Source organism: Bacillus sp. HMSC036E02 (genome assembly GCF_001836235.1).
GTDB classification, from domain to species: Bacteria; Bacillota; Bacilli; order Bacillales; family Bacillaceae_G; genus Bacillus_A; species Bacillus_A cereus.
The window spans coordinates 1-21,126 of the sequence record NZ_KV827815.1 but is presented as its reverse complement, the minus strand read 5'-3'; the positions used below and the strand labels follow the sequence as shown (position 1 = coordinate 21,126).

Sequence of the window (21,126 nt, the reverse complement as noted above, 5' to 3'; positions counted from 1 at the left end):
CGAACATTCCATTGCTACAATAGATATACATTTCATGGAAAAAGGAGTTTATAAAGGATGAGCAAGCAACCGATGACACCATTTGAAGCAATTGGCGGTGAACAATGCATTGCAATATTAGTAGATACATTTTATTCCTATGTCAGTAAACACCCTGACTTATCTCCCATCTTCCCGGAAGATTTAACAGAAACCGCTAGGAAGCAGAAGCAATTTTTAACCCAATATTTAGGTGGTCCTAATTTGTACACTGAAGAACATGGTCATCCTATGTTAAGAGCACGCCATCTCCCGTTTGAGATTACCCCAAAACGAGCAGAGGCTTGGCTATCATGTATGGAGCAAGCAATGGATGATACTGGAGTGCATGGTCATATAAGAGAGTTTGTTTTTGAACGTTTAGCATTAACCGCTCAGCATATGGTTAATACTCCAAACGAAACAGGTGAAGTGTAATGGATAAGCAGGAAGCAAAGCATATAAATATGCCATCTCCTTCCGCATGCGAGCATAAGTCTGTAGAAGCATATTTATTTATTGATCCACTTTGTAAAGATTGCTGGGAAATTGAGCCTTTTATTATTAAACTATGGCTTGAATACGGGAAATACTTCTCTATTCGTCATATCGTAACAGGGAAAGTGGATGGAACGAACGCTTCCTCACACAAATGGAATAAACCTGCTAATATTCGATTTGTGTGGGAAAAGACAACCAGTTTACAAGGTTTTTCATGTGATGGAAAGGTACATATGCAAGAAGCATCGTCAACACCATATTTAGTTTCGATGGCAATTAAGGCAGCGGAGTTGCAAGGCCGAAAAGCAGGTTCGAAGTTTTTGCGAAAACTCCAAGAATACATTTTCCTTGAAAATGTATCAAACCCTGATTGCGAACTATTACTTGCATGTGCGAGAGATAGCAATATTGATGTAGAAGAATTTAAAAAAGATCTACATTCTGCTAGTGCAAAAAAAGCTTTCCAATGTGACTTGAAATTCACGAATGAAATGCATATTACAGAAATACCTTCCCTCGTCTTTTTTCATGCGAACTCAGATGAAGAAGGTATTAAAATCGCTGGAAATTATTCCTACGATGTATACGTACAATTATTGAAAGAACTTGTAAAATGTGAAATTGAGCCAGAACCATTACCACCTTTAGAAGTGCTACTAGAAGCAACACAATTTATATCTTCAAAAGAAGTAGCATTTATTTATGACTGTCCGCAACAAGAAATTGAACGCGAACTAAAAAAATTACAACTGAAACGAAAAGTACAAATGATAGAAGTAAAATGCGAACGTTATTGGAAATGGATAGCAAAAGAAAAAGACCTGGTGTAAACACCAGGTCTTCTTCTTTACGGCTTATAAAAATATTAAAGGGGATGGGAGAAATTTTCACGTTCAAACAAAGGGGTATATGTTTGTATGTGAATTCGTTCACGCTTATTATACTACAAGATTCGACGTCAGATGACAACCCCTTTTGTCGAATTTCACACTTTTGTCACATTCTAAACGTTTTCATTTTTGAATAAGCTATAAAAAAGGTCATTTAGGGGGTTTATTTATGAAAAAATCTTATATTGCTCTTCTCTTTCTAGCTGTCATCGTTTCTTTTTTCTTGTACATCCTCTCTCTACTACAAGCTTTTCCTAAAATTATTGCCTTACCTCTTTTATTCGGAATCATCGTTATCACACTCTCTTATTTCAATTATAAAAAACGATTCAAAGGGTTTTAATTTCAAAAATCAGCCGTAAAGCTATCCTTTCAGTTAGAAAAAACAAACAAATCCACCTTTCTCTTCAACAAATATCGACATTAAATCTATTCAACAAAAAAGACGAGGATACAATCCCTCGTCTTTTTTCATTACTTTTCTTCAAATAATAATGCTTCTAATTCATTTAATTTCTCTTCAAATACTTGTAGCGCCTCTTTTACTGGTTCAGGAGATGCCATATCTACTCCTGCTTTTTTCAGCACTTCAATTGGATAATCAGAGCTTCCTGCTTTTAAGAACTCGTTAATATAACGTTCTACTGCTGGTTGTCCTTCTTCTAAAATCTGTTTAGACAGAGCTGTCGCTGCACTAAATCCTGTTGCGTATTGATATACGTAATAGTTGTAGTAGAAGTGTGGAATACGAGACCATTCTAAACCAATCTCTTCGTCGATTACTAAAGCGTCACCGAAATATTTCTTATTTAAATCGTAGTAAATTTCCGTTAGCATGTCTGGCGTGACAGCATGTCCTTCTTGTACTTTCTTATGAATAATATGTTCAAACTCTGCAAACATCGTTTGACGGAATACAGTACCACGGAACCCTTCTAAATAATGATTTAATAAATATAGACGCTCTTTCTTATCTTCTGTCGTTTTTAATAAATAATCATTTAAAAGCGCTTCATTACAAGTAGATGCCACTTCTGCTACGAAGATGGAATAATCACCATATACGTGCGGTTGTGTTTTTCTTGTATAGTAACTATGCACCGAATGACCAAACTCATGAGCAAGTGTAAATAAATTATTTACATTATCATGCCAGTTCATTAAAATATACGGATTTGTTCCATATGCACCAGATGAATATGCCCCGCTTCGTTTTCCTTTATTCTCATACACATCTACCCAGCGATTTTCATATGCCTCTTTCAAAATGTCAACATATTCATCACCAAGTACGTTTAAAGATTTTAATAAAAGGTCTTGCGCTTCTTCGTATTTCACATTCATTTTCACTTCTGGTACAAGTGGTGTATATAAATCATACATATGAAGCTCATCAAGTCCTAGTGCACGCTTACGAATATCGATGTAACGGTGTAATAAATGTAAGTTGTCATTTACTGTTTCAACGAGTTGATCGTATACTGCTTCCGGAATATTATTATTGCTCAATGCAGCTTGGCGAGCAGAATCATATTTACGAACACGCGCATTGAAATTATTACGTTTTACTGCTCCACTTAACGTACTTGCGAATGTGTTTTTAAATTTTCCGTACGTTTCATATACAGCTTTAAATGCATCTTTGCGAACACGAGGATCATCACTTTCTAAAAACTGAATGTAACGGCCATGTGTAATTTCTATTTCTTCTCCGTCTTCCCCTTTAATAGATGGGAATTTTAAATCCGCGTTATTCAACATACCGAATGTATTGCTTGATGAACTCATTACTTCAGACGCTTCCGCTAATAAAGCTTCCTCAGCTTCTGATAATACGTGCGGGCGTTGACGTGTAATTTCTTCTAATGCATGTTCATATACACTTAAATCTCTATTTTCCTTCAAGAATGTTTGCAGTGTATCTTCTGAAATCGATAAAATTTCAGGAACAATATACGCTGTGCTACTAGATACTTGTGAATATAAATTTGTTGCGCGATCATTTAATGCTTGATATACAGAGTTTGTTGTATCTTGATCGTAACGCATATGAGCATATGTATATAACTTACCTAATCGCATTGATATTTCATCTTCATATTGCAATGCCTCAAGTAAATTGTCCGCAGAGTCACCAAGTTTCCCTTTAAATTCAGTTAACTTCGGCAATAGCTCTTTAATAGCTTGAAATTCTTTTTCCCATTCTGCATCCGTTTGGAAAATATCTTCTAATCGCCACGTACTTGCTTCTTCAATCTCGTTGCGATCTGGTAATGCTTTCGCTTTGTTTTGTTCAGACATTCTTTAAGCCCTCCTTTAAATATCTCTACTTAAGTACAATTCGTTTTTTTCTTATGTAATTCCTTCACAATCATTCTTTATTATATCCCCTTTTCCTCCTCTCATGTTAAAATTTGCCTCAAATAAAGATAGCGCATGTATTAAGCAAATCTCATCATGTTTCATAATCTCCTCCTCTGTTTTTAACATCATGACATCCCTTATTTTCCGGTACGTATAAGTTCCCACTTTACGCAAAACACCTATATAGCATAAAAATGTCATATATTCAGTAACTGCCACTTTCCATATATGCTTTGAAAAGTACGGAAGTATCCGCCTTTTCGTATACCTTTTTACATAACTACACACGTATTGAAGAGAAATACACTCTCCCACTGCAAGCTCCCCTATACACTTCATATAGAGAAAAGCTTGCCATATAAATGGGTTTGTTTGAAAAGCAAATCCAGAAGGGAGTGGAACACCAATTTCAGAAGGAAAGCTCGCTGGGGTACATTTAAATTGATATAAGAGGCGTAATAATGACTTATAATTATAATTCCAAATCGGCAGGGCATTTTTGCGGAAGTAGTTCTTTCTCTTCTTCCACTCTTCACCCAATCTTTCTTTCCCGAAAGGAACGAGAGAAAAAAGCATTTCAAAAGTAGTCGTATCAGTTGGTAAATATATAGTATGTGAGAAAAAGACATTTGTAGAAAAGGGAGTGACAAATGCACATTTCATAAATGATTTTTGTTTCGGACAGAAGAAAATAAGAAGTGGCTGAGGATAAGATTGTAAGGAGAAAGCCATAAGTGAGGAAAATTTCATCCAATATGCAGATTGCTTTTTCAATTGATTTCCACCAACGATCCAAATGACCTGTATACCAGCTTGCCAATACGAATATGTTCTTTTGTACAGCTGCTCTATAGCGAGGTTTGCACATTGGTATTCAATTGCAATTTTTCTGCCCGCCCTCTCTACAAAAACATCTGGTCGTTGCTTAATTTCTGGAAGGTAGTACTCTATATCCACCTGAAAGTTTTGACGCTTGAACCATCTATATAACAATTCTTTACCGTGCATATGATACGTTGATTCCGCTTCATAAAAGGCAAGACATGAATCCACTTTTTTATGAGCAAAATGCCAACTTTTTTGTTTCCCTAATTTCATTTGCACTTCCTTTCCACAAGCTACACAAAAGAATCGTTCTTGTTGACGCATACGGCGCAAAAGCTTTTCATTACAATTATAGAGTAAATGAATTTTCTCTCCGTTTTCTCTTTTAGCGATAAATATCGTAATCACACCCTTTCAGCTCCTTATATTCTACAATTTGTTACAAATTCCTTTTAAAAAAGAGATGTCCCAATTTCGGACATCTCTTTTTATAATAAAGGTGATAATAAGCGGTATGTTGATTCAACAATTCGTCTATGAAGACGTCTTTTATGAAAATGATCAACATGAATTTCACTTGATTCTTCTAAATCATCTTTAAAGTCTTGAACAAGTTTTCGAATGCTATCTGTATCATATAAAAAGGCATTTACTTCAAAATTCAAATGAAAACTTCTCATATCCATATTAGCTGTCCCAATTGAAGCTAAATCAGAATCGACGATAACAACTTTACTATGAAGAAAACCTTTTTCATATTCATATATCTTTACACCTGCATCTAAAAGCTCTGGGAAGTAAGATCTCGATGCGTAAAAGACAGTACGCTTATCCGGTTTACTCGGCATTAATAAACGAACATCAATACCAGCAAGTGCAGCAACCTTTAATGCGGATAAAATATCATCATCCGGAATAAAATACGGCGTTGCAATCCAAATGGATTTCCGAGCAGAAGCAATCATGGCAAAATATAAATGCTTAATCGTTTCCCATTTATTATCAGGCCCACCTGCAACAAGCTGCACGCCTCCCCAATGCTCCCCCTCAACTGCTTTCGCTTGTAAATATTCAGGGGCTAGCACAGCCTCACCAGTCATATAAAACCAATCTTGAAGGAAAATAAGCTGCAAACTTTGTACAGCTTCACCACGCAAATATAAATGTGTGTCTCGCCAAAAGCCGAAGTACTTATCCTTCCCTAAATATTCATCACCAATATTTAATCCACCTACAAAGCCTTCATTTCCATCAATAATAACGATTTTTCGATGATTTCGATAATTAATTTTATCGTTTAAAATCGGAAAGCGTACAGGGAAGAACGGAATCATTTCGACTCCTGCATCGTTTAATTCTTCAATATACGATTTTGATAATTTAAAACTTCCAACCGCATCATACAAAAAACGAACGACTACGCCCTCTTTCGATTTTTGTATTAAAATATCTTTAATTTCTGTTCCTAACTTATCATCACGCACAATGTAATATTCCATATGAATGTGATGTTTCGCTCGTTTTAACCCATTTAAAATAGCCCGAAACGTTTCATCTCCATTTGTTAATGTCCTCGTTTCAGTTTGAAATGAAATATTTAAAGCACCTAATCGATCCGCTAAACGAAATAACAGCTCTTGATGCTTATGATTGCGTAAAATCCGTTCTTCGTAATCTTCATGCCCCTTATATTGTAAAAACGCTTGTTCATCAAGTAACGCCTTCTTTTGGAACATTCTTTTTCTCCGAAAATTTTGTCCGAATAATAAATAAGCGAAGAATCCAAATACCGGAAAAATTCCTAAAACAATTAACCATGTAAGTGTTTTAGATGGATGTCGATTTTCTAAGAAAATAACGCAACCAATTAAAAACGCAGATACTGTAAATAAAATACTGATAATACCTAAAATCGAAACATCTTTTATCCCAATCACATCTGAATAAAATGCTACATCAATAAACATACGTAACGAAACAAATAATGCGAACAATAGCAGTATAAAGAAAATCAGCTTTAACGTATTTTTCATCTCTTACCTCCTAACTAAGAAAGCTTTCCTATTCTTCATATAAAAAGCCGATTTCATACTACAGAAATCGGCCTACGTTTTAGCAGGAAAATTATTGCGAATCGTTTCAAGAGCATGCTCTTTCACAATTTGTTTTCCATACTCACTTACACGATGAATTGTTAAAGTTGATTCTTCCCCATATTCTAAAATAATACTTAAAATACGATCGATTTCTTCTTCATCATGTAGCACTTCATCGAATTCCACATATACATAATAGCGGTTCTCAAATGAATACAGCTCATCTTTTATATCTTCAAAGATAAGACGATGACTTAATGAAATGACATCTTCAAAATCATTAAACTTAATTAAAAAGCCAAACGTACCATCTTCATTAAAGTTTGTTCCTGTTTGTTCTTCTACCTCTTCGACTAATTCTTGTTGGAATAATGATTCGATGCCTTCATCTAGAGGAATATCTATAATTTTGTCTACCCCTATCGGTAGTTCCAGCTTTTGCCCGTCTTTTGAAAGCTCTGCTTTCGTGACAAGTACTTCAATCCCTTTATCGACTGCTTGCACTTGAATCCATAACGGTCCATCAATAAAGAAATCATCATGATCACGAGCTTCGTCCATCATCTCCCAAAAGAGCTCTTCACTTCGTTCGCGATCATACCAAATCTCTTCACGATTAAATCCTCTATCCTCTATATCAATGTACGTAATAAAAAATTTCATCGTATGATCATTAATTCTTTCAATATCCAAAATACAACTCTCCCTTCCTGCTTAGAATTGTTATGAAGGGATTCCCCACTCATATGACAAATCAATAGATTCTTGTACTCTCATTTTATGATAAGATTCTCCAGAATGGAAATAAAATCGATTTATTTTACAAAAATAGTTATATGCCTATCTTTACTCGATCAACTACGTAAATATATTATTATAGCGATTTCTTACTTACAAAAAATTTGGACATACATTTCCACATTCCCCCGTACACTGTAATAAAGTGAAACTTCTATTAGAAGAGATTATTTAACAACAACTTTCTTCATCACATACATATAGTTCGCTTATTAAAACATCATAAATGGAGGCAGACGAATGGACTTAGAGTTTTTAACATCCGTACTAATGATTGTCGGTATCGATGTTGTATTAGGTGGTGACAATGCAATCGTCATCGCACTAGCTAGCCGAAATTTACCTGAATCGAAACGAAATAAGGCTATTTTGATCGGTACTCTTTTAGCGATTGTACTAAGAATTGTCCTTACTATACTAGCTGTCTATTTACTCGACATTCCATTTCTACAATTGATTGGCGGGGTTTTACTTACATTAATTGCAGTCAATTTATTAACCGATAATAGCAACGATCTTTCTTCTATTCAAGGAAAAACAACTTTATTTCAAGCTGTGCGGACAATTGTTTTCGCGGATCTCGTTATGGGGTTTGATAATGTTATTGCCATTGCAGGTGCAGCTCACGGGAGATTTTTACTCGTCATAATCGGCTTACTCATTTCTATCCCGATTATTATTTGGGGCAGCAAACTTATTTTAATACTTATGGAGCGATTTCCATTCCTCATTTATTGCGGTGCAGCAATTCTTGCCTATACTGCAGGAAAAATGGTTACACATGAAGACAGACTTGCAACCTTTTTTCATAACAATCCAAGTTTCACTGCAAGCATTCCTTATTTGTTCATTTTCACTATTTTATGCATCGGCTTTATTGTACAACAAGTTCGATTACGCAATGTGAAACATTAAAAAAAACCTTCTACTATATAATAGGTAGAAGGTTTTCATATTATTATAATTAATTTACAAGACGTTGTGCTTCACGTAATTGGAACGTTCTTACTGTACGTGGTAAGAAACGACGAATTTCGTCTTCGTTGTAACCAACTTGAAGGCGTTTCTCGTCAATCATAATTGGACGACGTAAAATCCCTGGATAGTCACGAATCATCTTATATAAATCTTGAAGTGGTAAAGACTCTAAGTTTACATTCAATTCTTGGAAAACTTTCGAACGAGTAGAAATAATCTCATCCGTTCCGCTTTCTGTCATACGTAAAATCTCTTTAATTTCCTCAATCGTTAATGGATCTGAGAAAATATTACGTTCTGTATAGGGAATATGATTTTCCTCTAGCCATAATTTCGCCTTTCTACAAGACGTACAGCTTGGAGAACTATATAATGTTACCATACAAAGCTCACTCTCCTTAAAGAGTACAAATTCTGTACTAAATACAGTTTTAATTTCTAACTTCAGCAATTTTTCGTGATAACTTGTCTTATTGAAAAGTACAAAAATCACATTTCATGTAAGCAACAACTTATAATAAACAACAATTACTTTTAATAAGTAACTTCTATAATCATTATACAATAGATTTTGCAAGAAATATACAGTAAATTTCCTGCTAGTTGAGAAAACTCTCCCGTGTATTTCACTGCTATGTAACATGATTACGCTCATTTCAGCTGTACTTTAACAATAACTTTCAACCCTTTTACTACTCACTTCCCATAGATTTTTCATATAATATATAGTTATTTATCTATAATCTTCCCTATGAAAAAGAGAACGTTTTCTTACTTTTTCTTGATAAATCAATTAAGAAATGTAAGACTATACAAATGAGAATAAAAAGGAACATTTGTTCTTATTTTAACAAATATCCTCCCTCCTGTCTACATGATTTCTAAAGTAAATTAAATATTTTTCTGACATTTCTTTCTTTTTCATTTTTTATCTCATACAATAAACATACAGACAGGCAAAGGGGGAGTTTTCAAATGATTGCTTTTTTTATTGATTTTATTACGGTTGCTGCCCTCATCATCGGAATAACAGCATTGATTGGTGTCATTACAAATAGCATCGGCGAAAAGCTCTTTGGTGGAAAAGAAAAAATGAAGTTTGTTAACAAAAGTTTGGATGTACAATCTGGCTGGAACCAAGTTGGCGGAAAAGGCATTTATAAGAAACGAACGTATTAAAAAAAGCAGGTGATCACCTGCTTTTTTTCTTATTTCTCTACTGACGCCCATTTAAAGCTTAAATCGCCGCCATATTTATGGTTATACATATTTTTAATTGAATCTCTTTGTAAATATGCTCTACCACGTTGATATACTGGAACGATCGCAGCATCATCAAGTAACATTTTTTCTGCTTCTAATAAGTTCTTCCAACGAGCATTTACATCGCTTCCATCTTTTTTCGCCTTCATAATGATTTCATCGTATTTTGGATTAGAGTACTTCATCTTATTTTGTGACCCATCTGTTACAAACATATCAAGATATGTAATTGGATCTGGGAAGTCCGCACTCCATCCAGAGAATGACATGACATAATCGCCCGCATCTTCTAATTTTAGTTTTTGTGCGAATGGTTGTTGTTTAATTTTTACTGTTAAACCTGGTAAATTCTTTTCTAATTCACCTTTTAAATATTCACCAGTTTTCTTTGATAACTCTACATCTTCATTTAATAATTCTAATTCGATTTCATTTTTACCAAGTTCTTTTTTACCAGCTTCCCAATATTTCTTCGCTTCTTTCACGTTTGGTTTTACAATATCCCCGTTTACAGCACGGAAATCTTTTTTATCTGGTCCTTTAATGAAGTTATCAGGAATTAATCCTGTCGCTGGCTTAGAACCGTTATTTAATAATGTATCCACGAATGGCTTACGGTCAAAAGCAAGTGAAATTGCTTTACGAATATTTTTATTTGCTAAAGCTGGATCTTTTTGATTTAAACGAAGGAAGAATACAGATGTATCTTCTACTGTTTGGAAATCTGGTTTTCCTTTATATTTATCAATAAACTCCGCTAATAACGACGCTCGATCAATTGCATTTGTTTCATATAAGTTAATTGGCGTAGATGTATCTTTTACAATATTAAAGTTTACTTCTTCAATCTTCACTTCTTTATTGTCCCAATATGACGCGCTCTTTGTCATTTTAAAGCTACGTTCATGTTGCCAATCACTTAATGTAAATGGCCCGTTATAAAGCGTTGTATTCGCTTCCAAACCAAACTTCGTACCTTGCTCTTTCACAAACTTTTCATTCACAGGATAGAAGATTGGATATACCATTAAATCTACAAGGTATGGAATTGAATTATCTAATTCCACTTCTAATGTATAATCATCAATCGCCTTTACCCCTAATTGATCCGGACTCATCTCTTTTTTATTAATTTTCTCTGCATTTTTTATATCATACATAATGTACGCTGATTTCGCAGCTGTATCTGGGTTAATCGCTCTTTGCCATGCATATACGAAATCTTTTGCCGTCACAGGCTCACCATTTGACCATTTTGCGTCTTCACGTAATTTAAATGTATATTTTTTACCATCTTCTGATTTTTTGAATTCCTTCGCTACACCAGGAACTAGCTTATCATCTTTTCCTAAACTGTATAAGCCTTCCATCGTATTAGTCATTACTCTTGAAGAAACTGCATCAGCTGATAACGCTGGATCCATCGTTGGAATTTCTTGTGTTTCAATTAAGTTAATAACTTGCTTCGCGCCGCTTTTTCCGCTATCCCCTTTAGCGTTTGCTTGCGATTCATCTTTTTGATAGCTACATGCCCCTAACATCATGCTCATCGCTACTGTTGATGCTACAAAAACTGGTATCTTTTTTTTCATACTTCCACCCTCCAAAAAAATGTTAACCCTTTCATTTTCAAACAAAAAGAAATATATATATGTTCTAATAATTCATATTATACACACAAATATATTTTTTGTATATTTATATTTCTATTTCATTAAAATTTTTCGTTAAAAAATATACCTTTGTAAACGTTTCATATTGCTGATTATTCATACTAACGTGTTAAAAATAATATTTTTTCTACTTTTCTAAATTATCAGAGAAAAATGAATTTTATATCTCATAATATTTTATGTATAATTATCCTTTTGTTTTTATCATAAAATAGCACTCTCTTCATAATAAAAATATGTAGGCTAAAATGAGTGCAAAGGTTAAGAAAGTATGTTACGATACATTTTGCTAAAAATAGATATCGGTAAAGAGGGGACGGACATGGCAGCAATTCAGGCAAAAAACGGGCCTACTGAGAAATTAAGTTTATTCTTATTAACATGGCCTATTTTTCTAGAAGTTTTTCTTTTTATGTTAATGGGGATCGCTGATACTTTCATGTTAAGTGCATTATCAGACGATGCTGTATCTGGGGTTGGTGCAGCGAATCAATATCTTCATATTGCGATTTTGGTATTAGAAGTCATCGGGAACGGCGCTGCTATCGTTGTATCTCAATACCTCGGTTCCAAACGCTTTATGGAAGCATCTAAAATATCAGCATTAGCCGTCACATTAAATTTAATAGTTGGGCTCGTTATAAGCGCTGGTTTTCTTTTATTTTCGAAACATATGATGCTCGCAATGAACTTACAAGGCGATGTACTAACGTATGCGCAAAACTACTTATCTATCGTCGGAGGAGCCATCTTCCTACAAGCTATTATTAACTCATTAGCCGCAATTATCCGTGTACACGGTTTTACAAAGCAAGCGATGTTTATTTCACTCGGAATGAATATGATTCATATCGCTGGAAACTACGTACTCATTTTCGGGAAATTTGGTTTCCCTGAGCTCGGTGTACAAGGGGCTGCAATTTCTTCCGCTATCAGTCGATTGATCGCACTTATTGTTTTCTTCTGGTTACTATACCGCGTTATGGAATATCGTGTGAAATTAAAATATTACTTCACTTTATCCAAAGAATACATTGGGAAAATTTTAAAAATTGGCATTCCATCTGCATTTGAACAAGTGATGTATCAAGCTTGTCAAATCGTCTTCCTTTATTACGCAACGTACTTAGGAACGGAATCATTAGCTGCTAGACAATACGCTACTAACATTTCCATGTTCACTTATTTATTTGCAATTGCAATTGGTATGGGAACAGCCATTATTATTGGCCGCCTCGTTGGTGGTGGCGAAAAAGATGAAGCATACGAACGCTTGTGGAAAAGTGTAAAATGGGCAATTGGTGTAACTTTATGTATGGTCGCTCTCGTTATTACATTCCGTACACAATTAATGGGACTGTTTACAGATAATCCGCACATTATCGGGTTAGGCGCAAGTGTTCTTTTACTAAGTGTACTACTTGAAACGGGACGTACGATGAACATCGTCATCATTAATTCGCTTCGTGCAGCTGGTGATGCAAAATATCCTGTTTTAATCGGTGCATTCTCTATGGTGTTAATGAGTTTACCACTAGGTTACTTTTTCGCCTTTCATTTAGATATGGGGCTCGTTGGTATTTGGCTAGCAATCGCCATCGACGAATGGACACGTGCCATTATTATGTTCTTCCGCTGGAAAAGTAGAGCATGGGAGCGTTATGCGCTTGTTAAACCTGAAGAACAAGAGGAGAATGTTTCTGTTCAAGTTCAGTAATTTTGCATATGGATATCACTAATGATACATGAGATTTATATCGGCGATTCTTTAAATATATCGACTGACCGACAAATGTATACAATTCTTTTATATAGTAGAAAAAGAGCCATCCTTCCATAACAGAAGAATGGCTCTTTTTCTTATTGATAAATCTCTTTATATTTCTTGTACTCCGCTTCCGAACATAGTACGAAATGTCCTGGGCGAATTTCACGCATTGTTGGTGCTTCACTACCATAATTATGCTGTGATGGATCATATACGATACGTTTACGATTGCGCTCATAATCTGGATCTGGAAGTGGAATCGCTGATAATAGTGATTTCGTATATGGATGAATTGGATTCGCATATAATTCATCACTTGTTGTTAACTCAACGATTTGGCCACGGTACATTACACCAATACGGTCACTAATGTATTTTACCATTGATAAATCATGGGCGATGAATAAGTATGTTAAACCTTTTTCTTTTTGTAACTTTTTCAGTAAGTTTACAACTTGCGCCTGAATCGATACGTCAAGTGCTGAGATCGGCTCATCTGCAATGATAAATTCTGGGTCTACAGCAAGCGCTCGAGCGATACCGATACGCTGACGTTGTCCACCTGAGAATTCGTGTGGGAAACGGTTTGCGTGCTCTTTATTTAAACCAACTGTGTTTAATAGTTCATGAACACGGTCCATGCGCTCTTTTTTACTTTTCGCTAGTCCGTGAATATCGATACCTTCTGCAATAATATCCCCTACTGTCATACGAGGGTTTAATGATGCATATGGATCTTGGAAAATCATTTGCATTTTACGGTTGAATTTCTTCAGCTCTGCGCGTGATTTTTTACCATGTACATTTTCACCATCGAATAACACTTCACCAGCAGTTGCATCATATAAACGAATAATCGTTCTTCCAGTTGTCGATTTACCACAACCTGATTCTCCTACAAGACCAAATGTTTCTCCGCGGTAAATATCAAATGAAATATCATTAACCGCTTTGACAACACCACCACTCACGTCGAAGTGCTGCTTTACATTTTTTACTTCAATTAATTTCTCACGTTGTTTAGTCATGTTGTTCACCTGCTTTCATTTGAAGAATGCGTTTTTCAACGACTGCCGGCGGTTTTACTTCTGGAGCTTGCTCGTGAAGTAACCAAGTTGCCGCATAGTGCGTATCACTTACTTTAAATAAAGGTGGGTCCATTTCAAAATCAATTTTCAGTGCCTGTGGGTTACGTGGTGCAAAAGCATCTCCCTTTGGCGGCTTCAATAAATCTGGAGGCGTTCCAGGGATTGCATATAACTCTTCTTCTGAACCATCTAAACTTGGCATAGATGCGATTAAACCCCAAGTATATGGATGTTTCGGATTGTAGAAAATTTCATCTACAGTTCCAATTTCAACAACTTTACCAGCGTACATAACTGCCACTCGGTCCGCAACGTTTGCTACTACACCTAAGTCATGCGTAATGAAAATGATTGCTGCTTCTGTTTTTTGCTGAATGTCTTTCATAAGTTCTAAAATTTGCGCCTGAATCGTAACGTCTAACGCTGTTGTCGGCTCATCGGCAATTAATAATTTCGGGTTACAAGCTAACGCCATCGCAATAACTACACGCTGTCTCATACCACCTGAGAATTGGTGAGGATATTGTTTTAAACGAGCTTCTGGATTTGGAATACCTACAAGGTCAATTAACTCTAAAGCAACTTTACGTGCATCTGCTTTACTCATCCCTTGGTGTTTAATTAGACCTTCCATAATTTGATTTCCAATTGTCATCGTTGGGTTTAATGATGTCATTGGATCTTGGAAAATCATCGCAATATCTTTACCGCGTACTTGCTGCATTTCTTTTTCTGTTAATTTTGTTAAGTCACGACCTTCAAATACGATTTCACCATTTTTAATGCGTCCAGGAGGATTCGGAATTAATCCCATTAACGCTTTAGAAGTAACTGATTTCCCTGAACCAGATTCTCCTACAATCGCCAATGTTTCTCCTTTTTTCAAATCAAAAGTAACGCCGCGTACAGCTTGTACTTCACCTGCATGTGTATCAAAGGAGACTTGTAAATCTTTTACCTCTAACAATGTTTTCATCTTTGCCTCTCCCCTCTTTTACTTACGCATTTTTGGATCTAACGCGTCGCGTAATCCGTCTGCCATTAAGTTAAACGCTAAAATTAATATACTGATGACAACCGCAGGGATGAACATCATATGCGGATACGTTTGAATAGATTTATAACCATCATTTACAAGAGAACCTAGTGACGCAAATGGTGGCTGAATTCCTAAACCGATGAAACTTAAGAACGCTTCACCAAACACCGCTGATGGAATTGTAAACATCGTCATTACGATAATAGGTCCCATTACGTTTGGAATTAAATGTTTCACAATTAATTGTGTATTTGTTGCACCTAATGTACGAGATGCTAATACATATTCTTGGTTTTTTAACTTTAAGATTTGTCCACGAACAATACGCGACATCCCTATCCAACCTGTAATCGCCATCGCAAGTGTAATTGACCAAATACCAGATCCCATAATGATTACCATTAAAATAACGATGATTAAGTATGGAATACCGTTAATAATCTCCATAATACGTTGCATAATGTTATCTACTCTACCGCCGTAGAATGCTGAAATACCTCCGTATGCAACCCCAATTACTAAGTCAATTGCTGCCGCTAAAAGAGCGATATATAATGATACGCGTGTACCTTCCCATGTTCTTGTCCATAAGTCACGGCCAAGATCATCTGTACCAAACCAGAAGTACTCTTTAATATCACGTTTTTCATATTGGTCAACACCATATTGATCTGTACCGTCAAATGGTAACCAATGAACATTTTCAATAACTGGAATTTTTGGTGGTAATTTCGCACGACCTAAATCTTGCTCTTTATACGAGTGTTTACTTACCATCGGTCCAAAAATCGCTAATAGCGCAATGATAACTAACAATACAAGGCCAAGCATCGCACCTTTATGTTGGAATAAACGTCTTCTTACATCTTGCCAAAACGTTAAGCTTGGACGGGCAATGACTTCATTATCAACATTATTTTGATTGGCTTGTTGAAATAAATCTGGAGATAATTTTTGTACATCTTTCATCATTTTTTCCCTCCCGCTAAACGAATACGAGGATCAATAATTCCGTATAAAATATCGACAATGAAAATAACTAAAATGAAGATCGCACTATAGAAAATCGTAGTTCCCATAATAACTGTATAGTCATTTAAAGTAATCGATTTAACGAATTGTTCCCCAAGTCCTGGTACAGCATAAATTTGCTCGATAACAAGTGTTCCTGTAATTAATGCCGCAACCATTGGTCCTAAAATTGTTACAACTGGAATTAACGCGTTACGAAGTGCATGTTTGACAATGATAACGCCTTGGCTAATTCCTTTCGCTTTCGCTGTTAAAATGTAATCGGCTTGCATAACTTCAATTAATTCTGCACGAGAGAAACGTGCGATTGTCGCGATAACTCCCATCGATAATGCAATTGTAGGCATTACAGTAAACTCTGGTCCTTTCCAGAATGCTACTGGGAACCAGCCTAGTTTTACCCCTACGAAATATTGCAGTAATGCGGCGAATACGAATGATGGTACCGACATTCCGAGTACCGAAATAACTGTTGCACTATAATCTACCCACGTATTATTACGAAGTGCGGCAACAATACCTAAAATTAAACCGATAAATGTTCCTAATATAATCGCTTGTAAACCTAATTGGGCTGATGGTCCAATACGATCCACAATCATGTCTGTTACTGGGCGGTTATCATATTGGAATGATACCCCTAAATCACCTTTTGCTAAGTTACCTAAGTAACGTGCATATTGAACTGGTACCGGATCATTCAATCCGTATTTTTCAAGAATGATTTCTTTTTGTGCCGGTGATAGCTTCTCCTGGTTTTTAAGCGGAGAACCCGGAAGTAATTTCATCAAAAAGAAAGTCATTGTAGTAATTAAAAATAATGTCAAAGCCATGTACACGAAACGTTTTAATACATAACGTCCCATAGTCAAGCACCTCCCCGTTTTTCTCAAAAGCAATAAGATAGTTTAAAATATTCTTACTTTTATTTTTTTAAAATAAGAGCATATGCCCATCATAGGCATATACCCTTGTAAACGATGGAAAAAAAAGATTATTTTTGTTCAACAGATGCCCATTTGTAAGTTAATTTACCACCATAGTTAATTGGGATAATATCTTTTACGGCACCTTTTACTACATACGCTGAACCTTTTTGGAAGATTGGAGTGATAACTGCATCCTCTTTAATTAACATCTTCTCTACTTCTAGAAGGTTGTCCCAGCGAGCTTGTAAATCTTTTGTATCTGTTTTAGCTTTTAGGATTAACTCATCATATTTCTGATTAGAATACCCTGTTTTATTTTGAGAACCATTCGTAACAAACATATCTAAATATGAGATTGGATCTGGGAAATCTGGTCCCCAAATACCAAACGCAATATCATATTGCTGAGAATCTTCTAATTTATTTTTTTGTGCGAATGGTTGCTGTTTAATTTTAATTGATAAACCTGGTAAGTTCTTTTCCATCTCACCTTTTAAGAATTCCCCAACTTTTTTAGCATCTTCATTATCAAAGTTTAAGAATTCTAGTTCGATTTTATCAGTTCCAAGCTCTTTCTTCGCTGTTTCCCAAAGCTTTTTTGCTTCTTTTGGATTTGTTTCAACTAGCTTTCCATTTTCAGCTCGGAAATCTTTTTTATTTGGACCTTCAGCGAAATCTTTTCCAACAAATCCGTAAGCTCCAATTGCGCCGTTATTTAAAATAACTTTTGCAATGTTATCACGGTCAAAGGACATTGAAATTGCTTTTCTTAAGTTTTTATTACTTAAGTACTGATTACTTTGATTAAATCTTAAGTAAGCAACCCCTGCCTCTTTTCTTGTTTGGAACTCTGGGCTTTTTCTAAACTTATCAACAAATTCAGACGTTAAAGCCGCCCGATCAATCGCGTTTGTCTCATATAAATTTACATCAGTTGCTGTATTTTTTACAATATTAAAGTTGATTTCTTCGATTTTAACCGTTTTATTATCCCAATATGAAGGATTCTTCTTGAATTGGAAACTTTGTTCATGTTTCCAATCACTCATAACGAATGGACCGTTATATAATGTTGTATTTGCCTCTAAACCAAATTTATCACCTTGTGCTTTTACAAAGTTTTCATTTAGTGGGTAAAATACTGGATAAACTGTTAAATCGATAAAGTAAGGAACGGGATTGTCTAATTCTACTTCTAATGTATAATCATCAATCGCTTTTACACCTAATTGGTCAGCAGGTAATTCTTTTTTATGAATTTTCTCTGCATTTTTAATATCGAACATAATGTATGAATACGTTGCTTTTGTATCTGGATTTACTGCTCTTTTCCATGAATACACAAAGTCTTTAGCTGTTACAGGTTCCCCATTCGACCATTTCGCATCTCTTCTTAATTTAAATATGTATTTCTTCCCATCATCTAGCTTTTCGACATCTTCTGCAACTCCAGGCATTCTCTTTTGATCTTTGCCAATACGATATAAACCTTCCATCGTATTATTTAATGCTGTAGAAGATGAAGAATCAGATGCTAATGATGCATCCATTGACGGAATTTCAGATAACTCTGTTAAATTAAGAATCTGTTTTCCGTTACTACTACTCGTAGCGTTCTCTTTCCCTTTTGCTTTTGCGTCATCTTTTTGGTAGCTACACGCGCTAAGCAACATACTTGCAGTTAAAGTTGATGCAAGTAATAACGGTATCTTTTTCTTCATGTTGTGTTGCCTCCCCTAATTGCACTTCCTGTACCCTCACTTGTTAAAAAGTAGAATTGAAAGAATAATCTCCAAGTTTCTACAATTTTCATTATACATATAATATAACAATTGTGAATATAGTTTTTTGTTTTTTTGTTAAAATTTTTAATAAAATATTTATATTTTTAATTTTTCGTAAAGGGATACATTAACATTGCTACCATCATCTTAAAATCAGACCTTTAATTGCGTATAATTTTCAAAAAATTAATCCTAGTACTTATTATAGCTTTTATAGTATAATAATTCTAGTAATATTTTGACGGAGGGGAATATTTTGAATAAAGTTTTTTTTCATACTTGTATACTAATTTTTATAGCGATGATTGCTTCTAGTATTGGTGCATTCCTCATTTCATCTCAATTTTTGTTGAACTTTGTCAACATTTTGTTTTATATTGCACTGTTTTTTATTCTTATCGGCGGTTTTTTATACATATTTCAAAATGGTTTTTTCAATGTAACCATTTACGCATTCCAAAGAGTATTTGGTACGAACAAAAAGATTGACTCTTTAATTGAAGAAGTCGAGGAACCTACAGATAAGAAAGAACGTATTTATAAAACATATTCATTCAAATGGACATATCCAATTTGTATTACAGGTATCTTCCTTGGGTTGTTCTCGACCCTTATTAGCTTTACTATTTTGATGTAGTTTGCAAACACTATCCCATATGATATAATAATCAGCAAAACATTTTGTTATAAAACTTTAGTTCTTTCATATTAAAAGAGCTCAAGTAACAATAAATAAATTTATATGTATGCGATGATAAAGAAGAGTACATATTGAGGCAATTTCAGAGAGCTTGTGGTTGGTGTGAACAAGTAATTGTACAGTATGGAATGGGCTTTTGAGCACCAAACCGAACCGAAAGTAGTAGGCTTTGGCGTTATATCCTAACGTTATTATGGATTAGAGAGATTTCACAGTAGTGAAATAATTAGGGTGGTACCGCGGTCCATTCGTCCCTATAGTTTTTGGGATGAATGGGCTTTTTTGTTTGCCTTCTCTCCCCCCCATCACGCATTCAATTTTAGGAGGAATTACTTATGTCAGTTATCTTTTCTGGTATTCAGCCAAGTGGAACGATTACACTTGGAAACTATTTAGGCGCAATGAAGCAGTTTACAGAGCTTCAAAATGAACACGACTGTTATTTCTGTATTGTAAACCAACATGCGATTACAGTACCTCAAGATCCCGTCGGACTTCGTAAAAACATCCGCAGTCTTGCTGCACTTTATGTAGCATGCGGCATCGATCCTGAAAAAGCTACTTTATTTGTACAATCAGAAGTACCAGCACACGCTCAATTAGGATGGATCATGCAATCTGTTGCTTACGTTGGAGAATTAGAACGTATGACGCAATATAAAGATAAAGCTTCGGGTAGAGATTCAGTTCCAGCTGGATTACTTACGTATCCACCATTAATGGCTGGTGATATTTTACTTTACAACACTGAAATCGTACCAGTTGGTGATGACCAAAAGCAACATATGGAATTAACACGCGACCTAGCAGAGCGTTTCAACAAACGCTTCCGTGAAGTGTTCACAATTCCTGAAATTCGTATTCCAAAAGTAGGCGCTCGCGTTATGTCATTAACAGAACCTACGAAGAAAATGAGTAAATCTGATCCGAATCCAAAATCAATGATCAGTATGCTTGATGAACCAAAAACAATTGAAAAGAAAATTAAGAGTGCTGTTACTGACTCTGAAGGTATTGTGAAATTTGATAAAGAAAACAAACCTGGTATCTCTAACTTATTAACAATCTACTCTTCATTCTCTGGAAAAACAGTTGAAGAAATTGAAGCAATGTACGAAGGAAAAGGATACGGCGACTTCAAAGGCGACCTAGCGCAAGTAGTCGTAGAAGCAATTCGTCCAATCCAAGACAAATATAACGAACTAATCAACTCACCAGAACTAGACGAAATTCTAGACAAAGGTGCAGAAAAAGCAAACCGCGTTGCATTCAAACAACTACGCAAAGTAGAAAACGCAATGGGACTAAGCAGAAAACGTAGGTAACATATAAGGTGGAAGCGGCTCGTTTAGAATGTGAGGGGGATGGAGCTCCTGACGT

General features: G+C 35.3%; 19 protein-coding genes and 1 other annotated feature. Of the genes, 8 read left to right on the top strand and 11 right to left on the bottom strand.

Features of this window, described 5'->3' with window-relative positions:
• Positions 1-57 precede the first annotated feature (57 nt).
• The 3 genes from HMPREF2590_RS04335 to HMPREF2590_RS30275 all read left to right on the top strand — a co-directional run bounded on the left by HMPREF2590_RS04335 (position 58) and on the right by HMPREF2590_RS30275 (position 1,752).
• Positions 58-456: a globin domain-containing protein gene (locus HMPREF2590_RS04335; protein WP_000043386.1), complete on the top strand. Its 399-nt coding sequence runs from the start codon at positions 58-60 to the stop codon at positions 454-456.
• Positions 456-1,349: a ClpXP adapter SpxH family protein gene (locus HMPREF2590_RS04330; RefSeq protein ID WP_000360656.1), complete on the top strand. Its 894-nt coding sequence runs from the start codon at positions 456-458 to the stop codon at positions 1,347-1,349. Before HMPREF2590_RS04335 ends, HMPREF2590_RS04330 begins: the two co-directional genes overlap by 1 nt.
• 229 nt (positions 1,350-1,578) lie before the next feature.
• The gene (locus HMPREF2590_RS30275; RefSeq protein WP_000750355.1) at positions 1,579-1,752 is read left to right on the top strand and encodes a hypothetical protein; all 174 of its coding nucleotides are present in this window, start codon (positions 1,579-1,581) and stop codon (positions 1,750-1,752) included.
• A 131-nt stretch (positions 1,753-1,883) separates the two neighbouring features.
• Here the strand turns inward: HMPREF2590_RS30275 and pepF are convergent, their stop codons facing one another.
• From pepF to mecA, 4 genes are all read right to left on the bottom strand, one after another.
• Positions 1,884-3,710 (bottom strand): oligoendopeptidase F, encoded by a 1,827-nt coding sequence (gene pepF / locus HMPREF2590_RS04320; protein ID WP_000003348.1) that lies wholly within the window; start codon positions 3,708-3,710, stop codon positions 1,884-1,886.
• A gap of 51 nt (positions 3,711-3,761) precedes the next feature.
• Entirely contained in the window at positions 3,762-5,006 is a 1,245-nt protein-coding gene (locus tag HMPREF2590_RS04315; RefSeq protein WP_000628327.1) for a competence protein CoiA, read from the bottom strand.
• An 80-nt stretch (positions 5,007-5,086) separates the two neighbouring features.
• On the bottom strand, positions 5,087-6,631 hold the full coding sequence (locus tag HMPREF2590_RS04310; RefSeq protein WP_000799193.1) for a cardiolipin synthase: 1,545 nt from the start codon (positions 6,629-6,631) through the stop codon (positions 5,087-5,089).
• A gap of 72 nt (positions 6,632-6,703) precedes the next feature.
• Positions 6,704-7,387, bottom strand: a complete 684-nt coding sequence (gene mecA / locus HMPREF2590_RS04305; RefSeq protein WP_000350716.1) for an adaptor protein MecA — start codon at positions 7,385-7,387, stop codon at positions 6,704-6,706.
• A gap of 345 nt (positions 7,388-7,732) precedes the next feature.
• Between mecA and HMPREF2590_RS04300 the strand changes: the two genes are divergently transcribed.
• Positions 7,733-8,407 (top strand): TerC family protein, encoded by a 675-nt coding sequence (locus HMPREF2590_RS04300; protein ID WP_000362615.1) that lies wholly within the window; start codon positions 7,733-7,735, stop codon positions 8,405-8,407.
• A gap of 49 nt (positions 8,408-8,456) precedes the next feature.
• On the opposite strand, the gene spx is transcribed toward HMPREF2590_RS04300, so the two are convergent.
• Positions 8,457-8,852 carry a transcriptional regulator Spx gene (gene spx, locus HMPREF2590_RS04295; protein WP_000258267.1) on the bottom strand — a complete coding sequence of 132 codons (396 nt, stop codon included), beginning with the start codon at positions 8,850-8,852 and terminating at the stop codon, positions 8,457-8,459.
• Positions 8,853-9,445: 593 nt separating this feature from the next.
• Between spx and HMPREF2590_RS04285 the strand changes: the two genes are divergently transcribed.
• Positions 9,446-9,649: a hypothetical protein gene (locus tag HMPREF2590_RS04285; RefSeq protein ID WP_000559971.1), complete on the top strand. Its 204-nt coding sequence runs from the start codon at positions 9,446-9,448 to the stop codon at positions 9,647-9,649.
• Positions 9,650-9,678: 29 nt separating this feature from the next.
• Here the strand turns inward: HMPREF2590_RS04285 and HMPREF2590_RS04280 are convergent, their stop codons facing one another.
• Positions 9,679-11,325: a peptide ABC transporter substrate-binding protein gene (locus HMPREF2590_RS04280; protein WP_000727250.1), complete on the bottom strand. Its 1,647-nt coding sequence runs from the start codon at positions 11,323-11,325 to the stop codon at positions 9,679-9,681.
• Between the two features lie 352 nt (positions 11,326-11,677).
• Between HMPREF2590_RS04280 and HMPREF2590_RS04275 the strand changes: the two genes are divergently transcribed.
• Positions 11,678-13,123: an MATE family efflux transporter gene (locus HMPREF2590_RS04275; protein ID WP_002098717.1), complete on the top strand. Its 1,446-nt coding sequence runs from the start codon at positions 11,678-11,680 to the stop codon at positions 13,121-13,123.
• Positions 13,124-13,266: 143 nt separating this feature from the next.
• Here the strand turns inward: HMPREF2590_RS04275 and HMPREF2590_RS04270 are convergent, their stop codons facing one another.
• The 5 genes from HMPREF2590_RS04270 to HMPREF2590_RS04250 all read right to left on the bottom strand — a co-directional run bounded on the left by HMPREF2590_RS04270 (position 13,267) and on the right by HMPREF2590_RS04250 (position 18,983).
• On the bottom strand, positions 13,267-14,202 hold the full coding sequence (locus HMPREF2590_RS04270) for an ABC transporter ATP-binding protein (protein WP_000166348.1): 936 nt from the start codon (positions 14,200-14,202) through the stop codon (positions 13,267-13,269).
• Positions 14,195-15,238 carry an ABC transporter ATP-binding protein gene (locus HMPREF2590_RS04265; RefSeq protein ID WP_000854346.1) on the bottom strand — a complete coding sequence of 348 codons (1,044 nt, stop codon included), beginning with the start codon at positions 15,236-15,238 and terminating at the stop codon, positions 14,195-14,197. The genes HMPREF2590_RS04270 and HMPREF2590_RS04265 overlap by 8 nt, the downstream gene beginning before the upstream one ends.
• A gap of 18 nt (positions 15,239-15,256) precedes the next feature.
• Positions 15,257-16,273 carry an oligopeptide ABC transporter permease gene (opp3C, locus tag HMPREF2590_RS04260; protein ID WP_000974106.1) on the bottom strand — a complete coding sequence of 339 codons (1,017 nt, stop codon included), beginning with the start codon at positions 16,271-16,273 and terminating at the stop codon, positions 15,257-15,259.
• Positions 16,270-17,199: an oligopeptide ABC transporter permease gene (gene opp3b, locus HMPREF2590_RS04255; RefSeq protein WP_000534172.1), complete on the bottom strand. Its 930-nt coding sequence runs from the start codon at positions 17,197-17,199 to the stop codon at positions 16,270-16,272. Before opp3b ends, opp3C begins: the two co-directional genes overlap by 4 nt.
• A 128-nt stretch (positions 17,200-17,327) precedes the next feature.
• Positions 17,328-18,983 (bottom strand): peptide ABC transporter substrate-binding protein, encoded by a 1,656-nt coding sequence (locus HMPREF2590_RS04250; RefSeq protein ID WP_000727219.1) that lies wholly within the window; start codon positions 18,981-18,983, stop codon positions 17,328-17,330.
• A 319-nt stretch (positions 18,984-19,302) separates the two neighbouring features.
• On the opposite strand from HMPREF2590_RS04250, the gene HMPREF2590_RS04245 reads away from it, so the two are divergent.
• Both HMPREF2590_RS04245 and trpS read left to right on the top strand, forming a co-directional pair.
• On the top strand, positions 19,303-19,683 hold the full coding sequence (locus HMPREF2590_RS04245) for a DUF3899 domain-containing protein (RefSeq protein WP_001044997.1): 381 nt from the start codon (positions 19,303-19,305) through the stop codon (positions 19,681-19,683).
• Positions 19,684-19,788: 105 nt separating this feature from the next.
• Positions 19,789-20,005, top strand: a binding site (T-box leader).
• A 76-nt stretch (positions 20,006-20,081) separates the two neighbouring features.
• On the top strand, positions 20,082-21,071 hold the full coding sequence (trpS, locus tag HMPREF2590_RS04240; RefSeq protein WP_070861366.1) for a tryptophan--tRNA ligase: 990 nt from the start codon (positions 20,082-20,084) through the stop codon (positions 21,069-21,071).
• The last annotated feature ends 55 nt before the right edge of the window (positions 21,072-21,126 follow it).

Bases quoted from the DNA above. Each gene is read 5' to 3' on its own strand.
- HMPREF2590_RS04310 (WP_000799193.1), bottom strand. From the start codon at position 6,631: ATGAAAAATACGTTAAAGCTGATTTTCTTTATACTGCTATTGTTCGCA.
- HMPREF2590_RS04270 (WP_000166348.1), bottom strand. From the start codon at position 14,202: ATGACTAAACAACGTGAGAAATTAATTGAAGTAAAAAATGTAAAGCAG.
- HMPREF2590_RS04280 (WP_000727250.1), bottom strand. From the start codon at position 11,325: ATGAAAAAAAAGATACCAGTTTTTGTAGCATCAACAGTAGCGATGAGC.
- HMPREF2590_RS04335 (WP_000043386.1), top strand. From the start codon at position 58: ATGAGCAAGCAACCGATGACACCATTTGAAGCAATTGGCGGTGAACAA.
- HMPREF2590_RS04285 (WP_000559971.1), top strand. From the start codon at position 9,446: ATGATTGCTTTTTTTATTGATTTTATTACGGTTGCTGCCCTCATCATC.
- pepF (WP_000003348.1), bottom strand. From the start codon at position 3,710: ATGTCTGAACAAAACAAAGCGAAAGCATTACCAGATCGCAACGAGATT.
- trpS (WP_070861366.1), top strand. From the start codon at position 20,082: ATGTCAGTTATCTTTTCTGGTATTCAGCCAAGTGGAACGATTACACTT.
- HMPREF2590_RS04275 (WP_002098717.1), top strand. From the start codon at position 11,678: ATGTTACGATACATTTTGCTAAAAATAGATATCGGTAAAGAGGGGACG.
- HMPREF2590_RS04330 (WP_000360656.1), top strand. From the start codon at position 456: ATGGATAAGCAGGAAGCAAAGCATATAAATATGCCATCTCCTTCCGCA.
- HMPREF2590_RS04300 (WP_000362615.1), top strand. From the start codon at position 7,733: ATGGACTTAGAGTTTTTAACATCCGTACTAATGATTGTCGGTATCGAT.
- opp3b (WP_000534172.1), bottom strand. From the start codon at position 17,199: ATGGGACGTTATGTATTAAAACGTTTCGTGTACATGGCTTTGACATTA.
- opp3C (WP_000974106.1), bottom strand. From the start codon at position 16,273: ATGATGAAAGATGTACAAAAATTATCTCCAGATTTATTTCAACAAGCC.
- HMPREF2590_RS04265 (WP_000854346.1), bottom strand. From the start codon at position 15,238: ATGAAAACATTGTTAGAGGTAAAAGATTTACAAGTCTCCTTTGATACA.
- HMPREF2590_RS04250 (WP_000727219.1), bottom strand. From the start codon at position 18,983: ATGAAGAAAAAGATACCGTTATTACTTGCATCAACTTTAACTGCAAGT.
- HMPREF2590_RS30275 (WP_000750355.1), top strand. From the start codon at position 1,579: ATGAAAAAATCTTATATTGCTCTTCTCTTTCTAGCTGTCATCGTTTCT.
- spx (WP_000258267.1), bottom strand. From the start codon at position 8,852: ATGGTAACATTATATAGTTCTCCAAGCTGTACGTCTTGTAGAAAGGCG.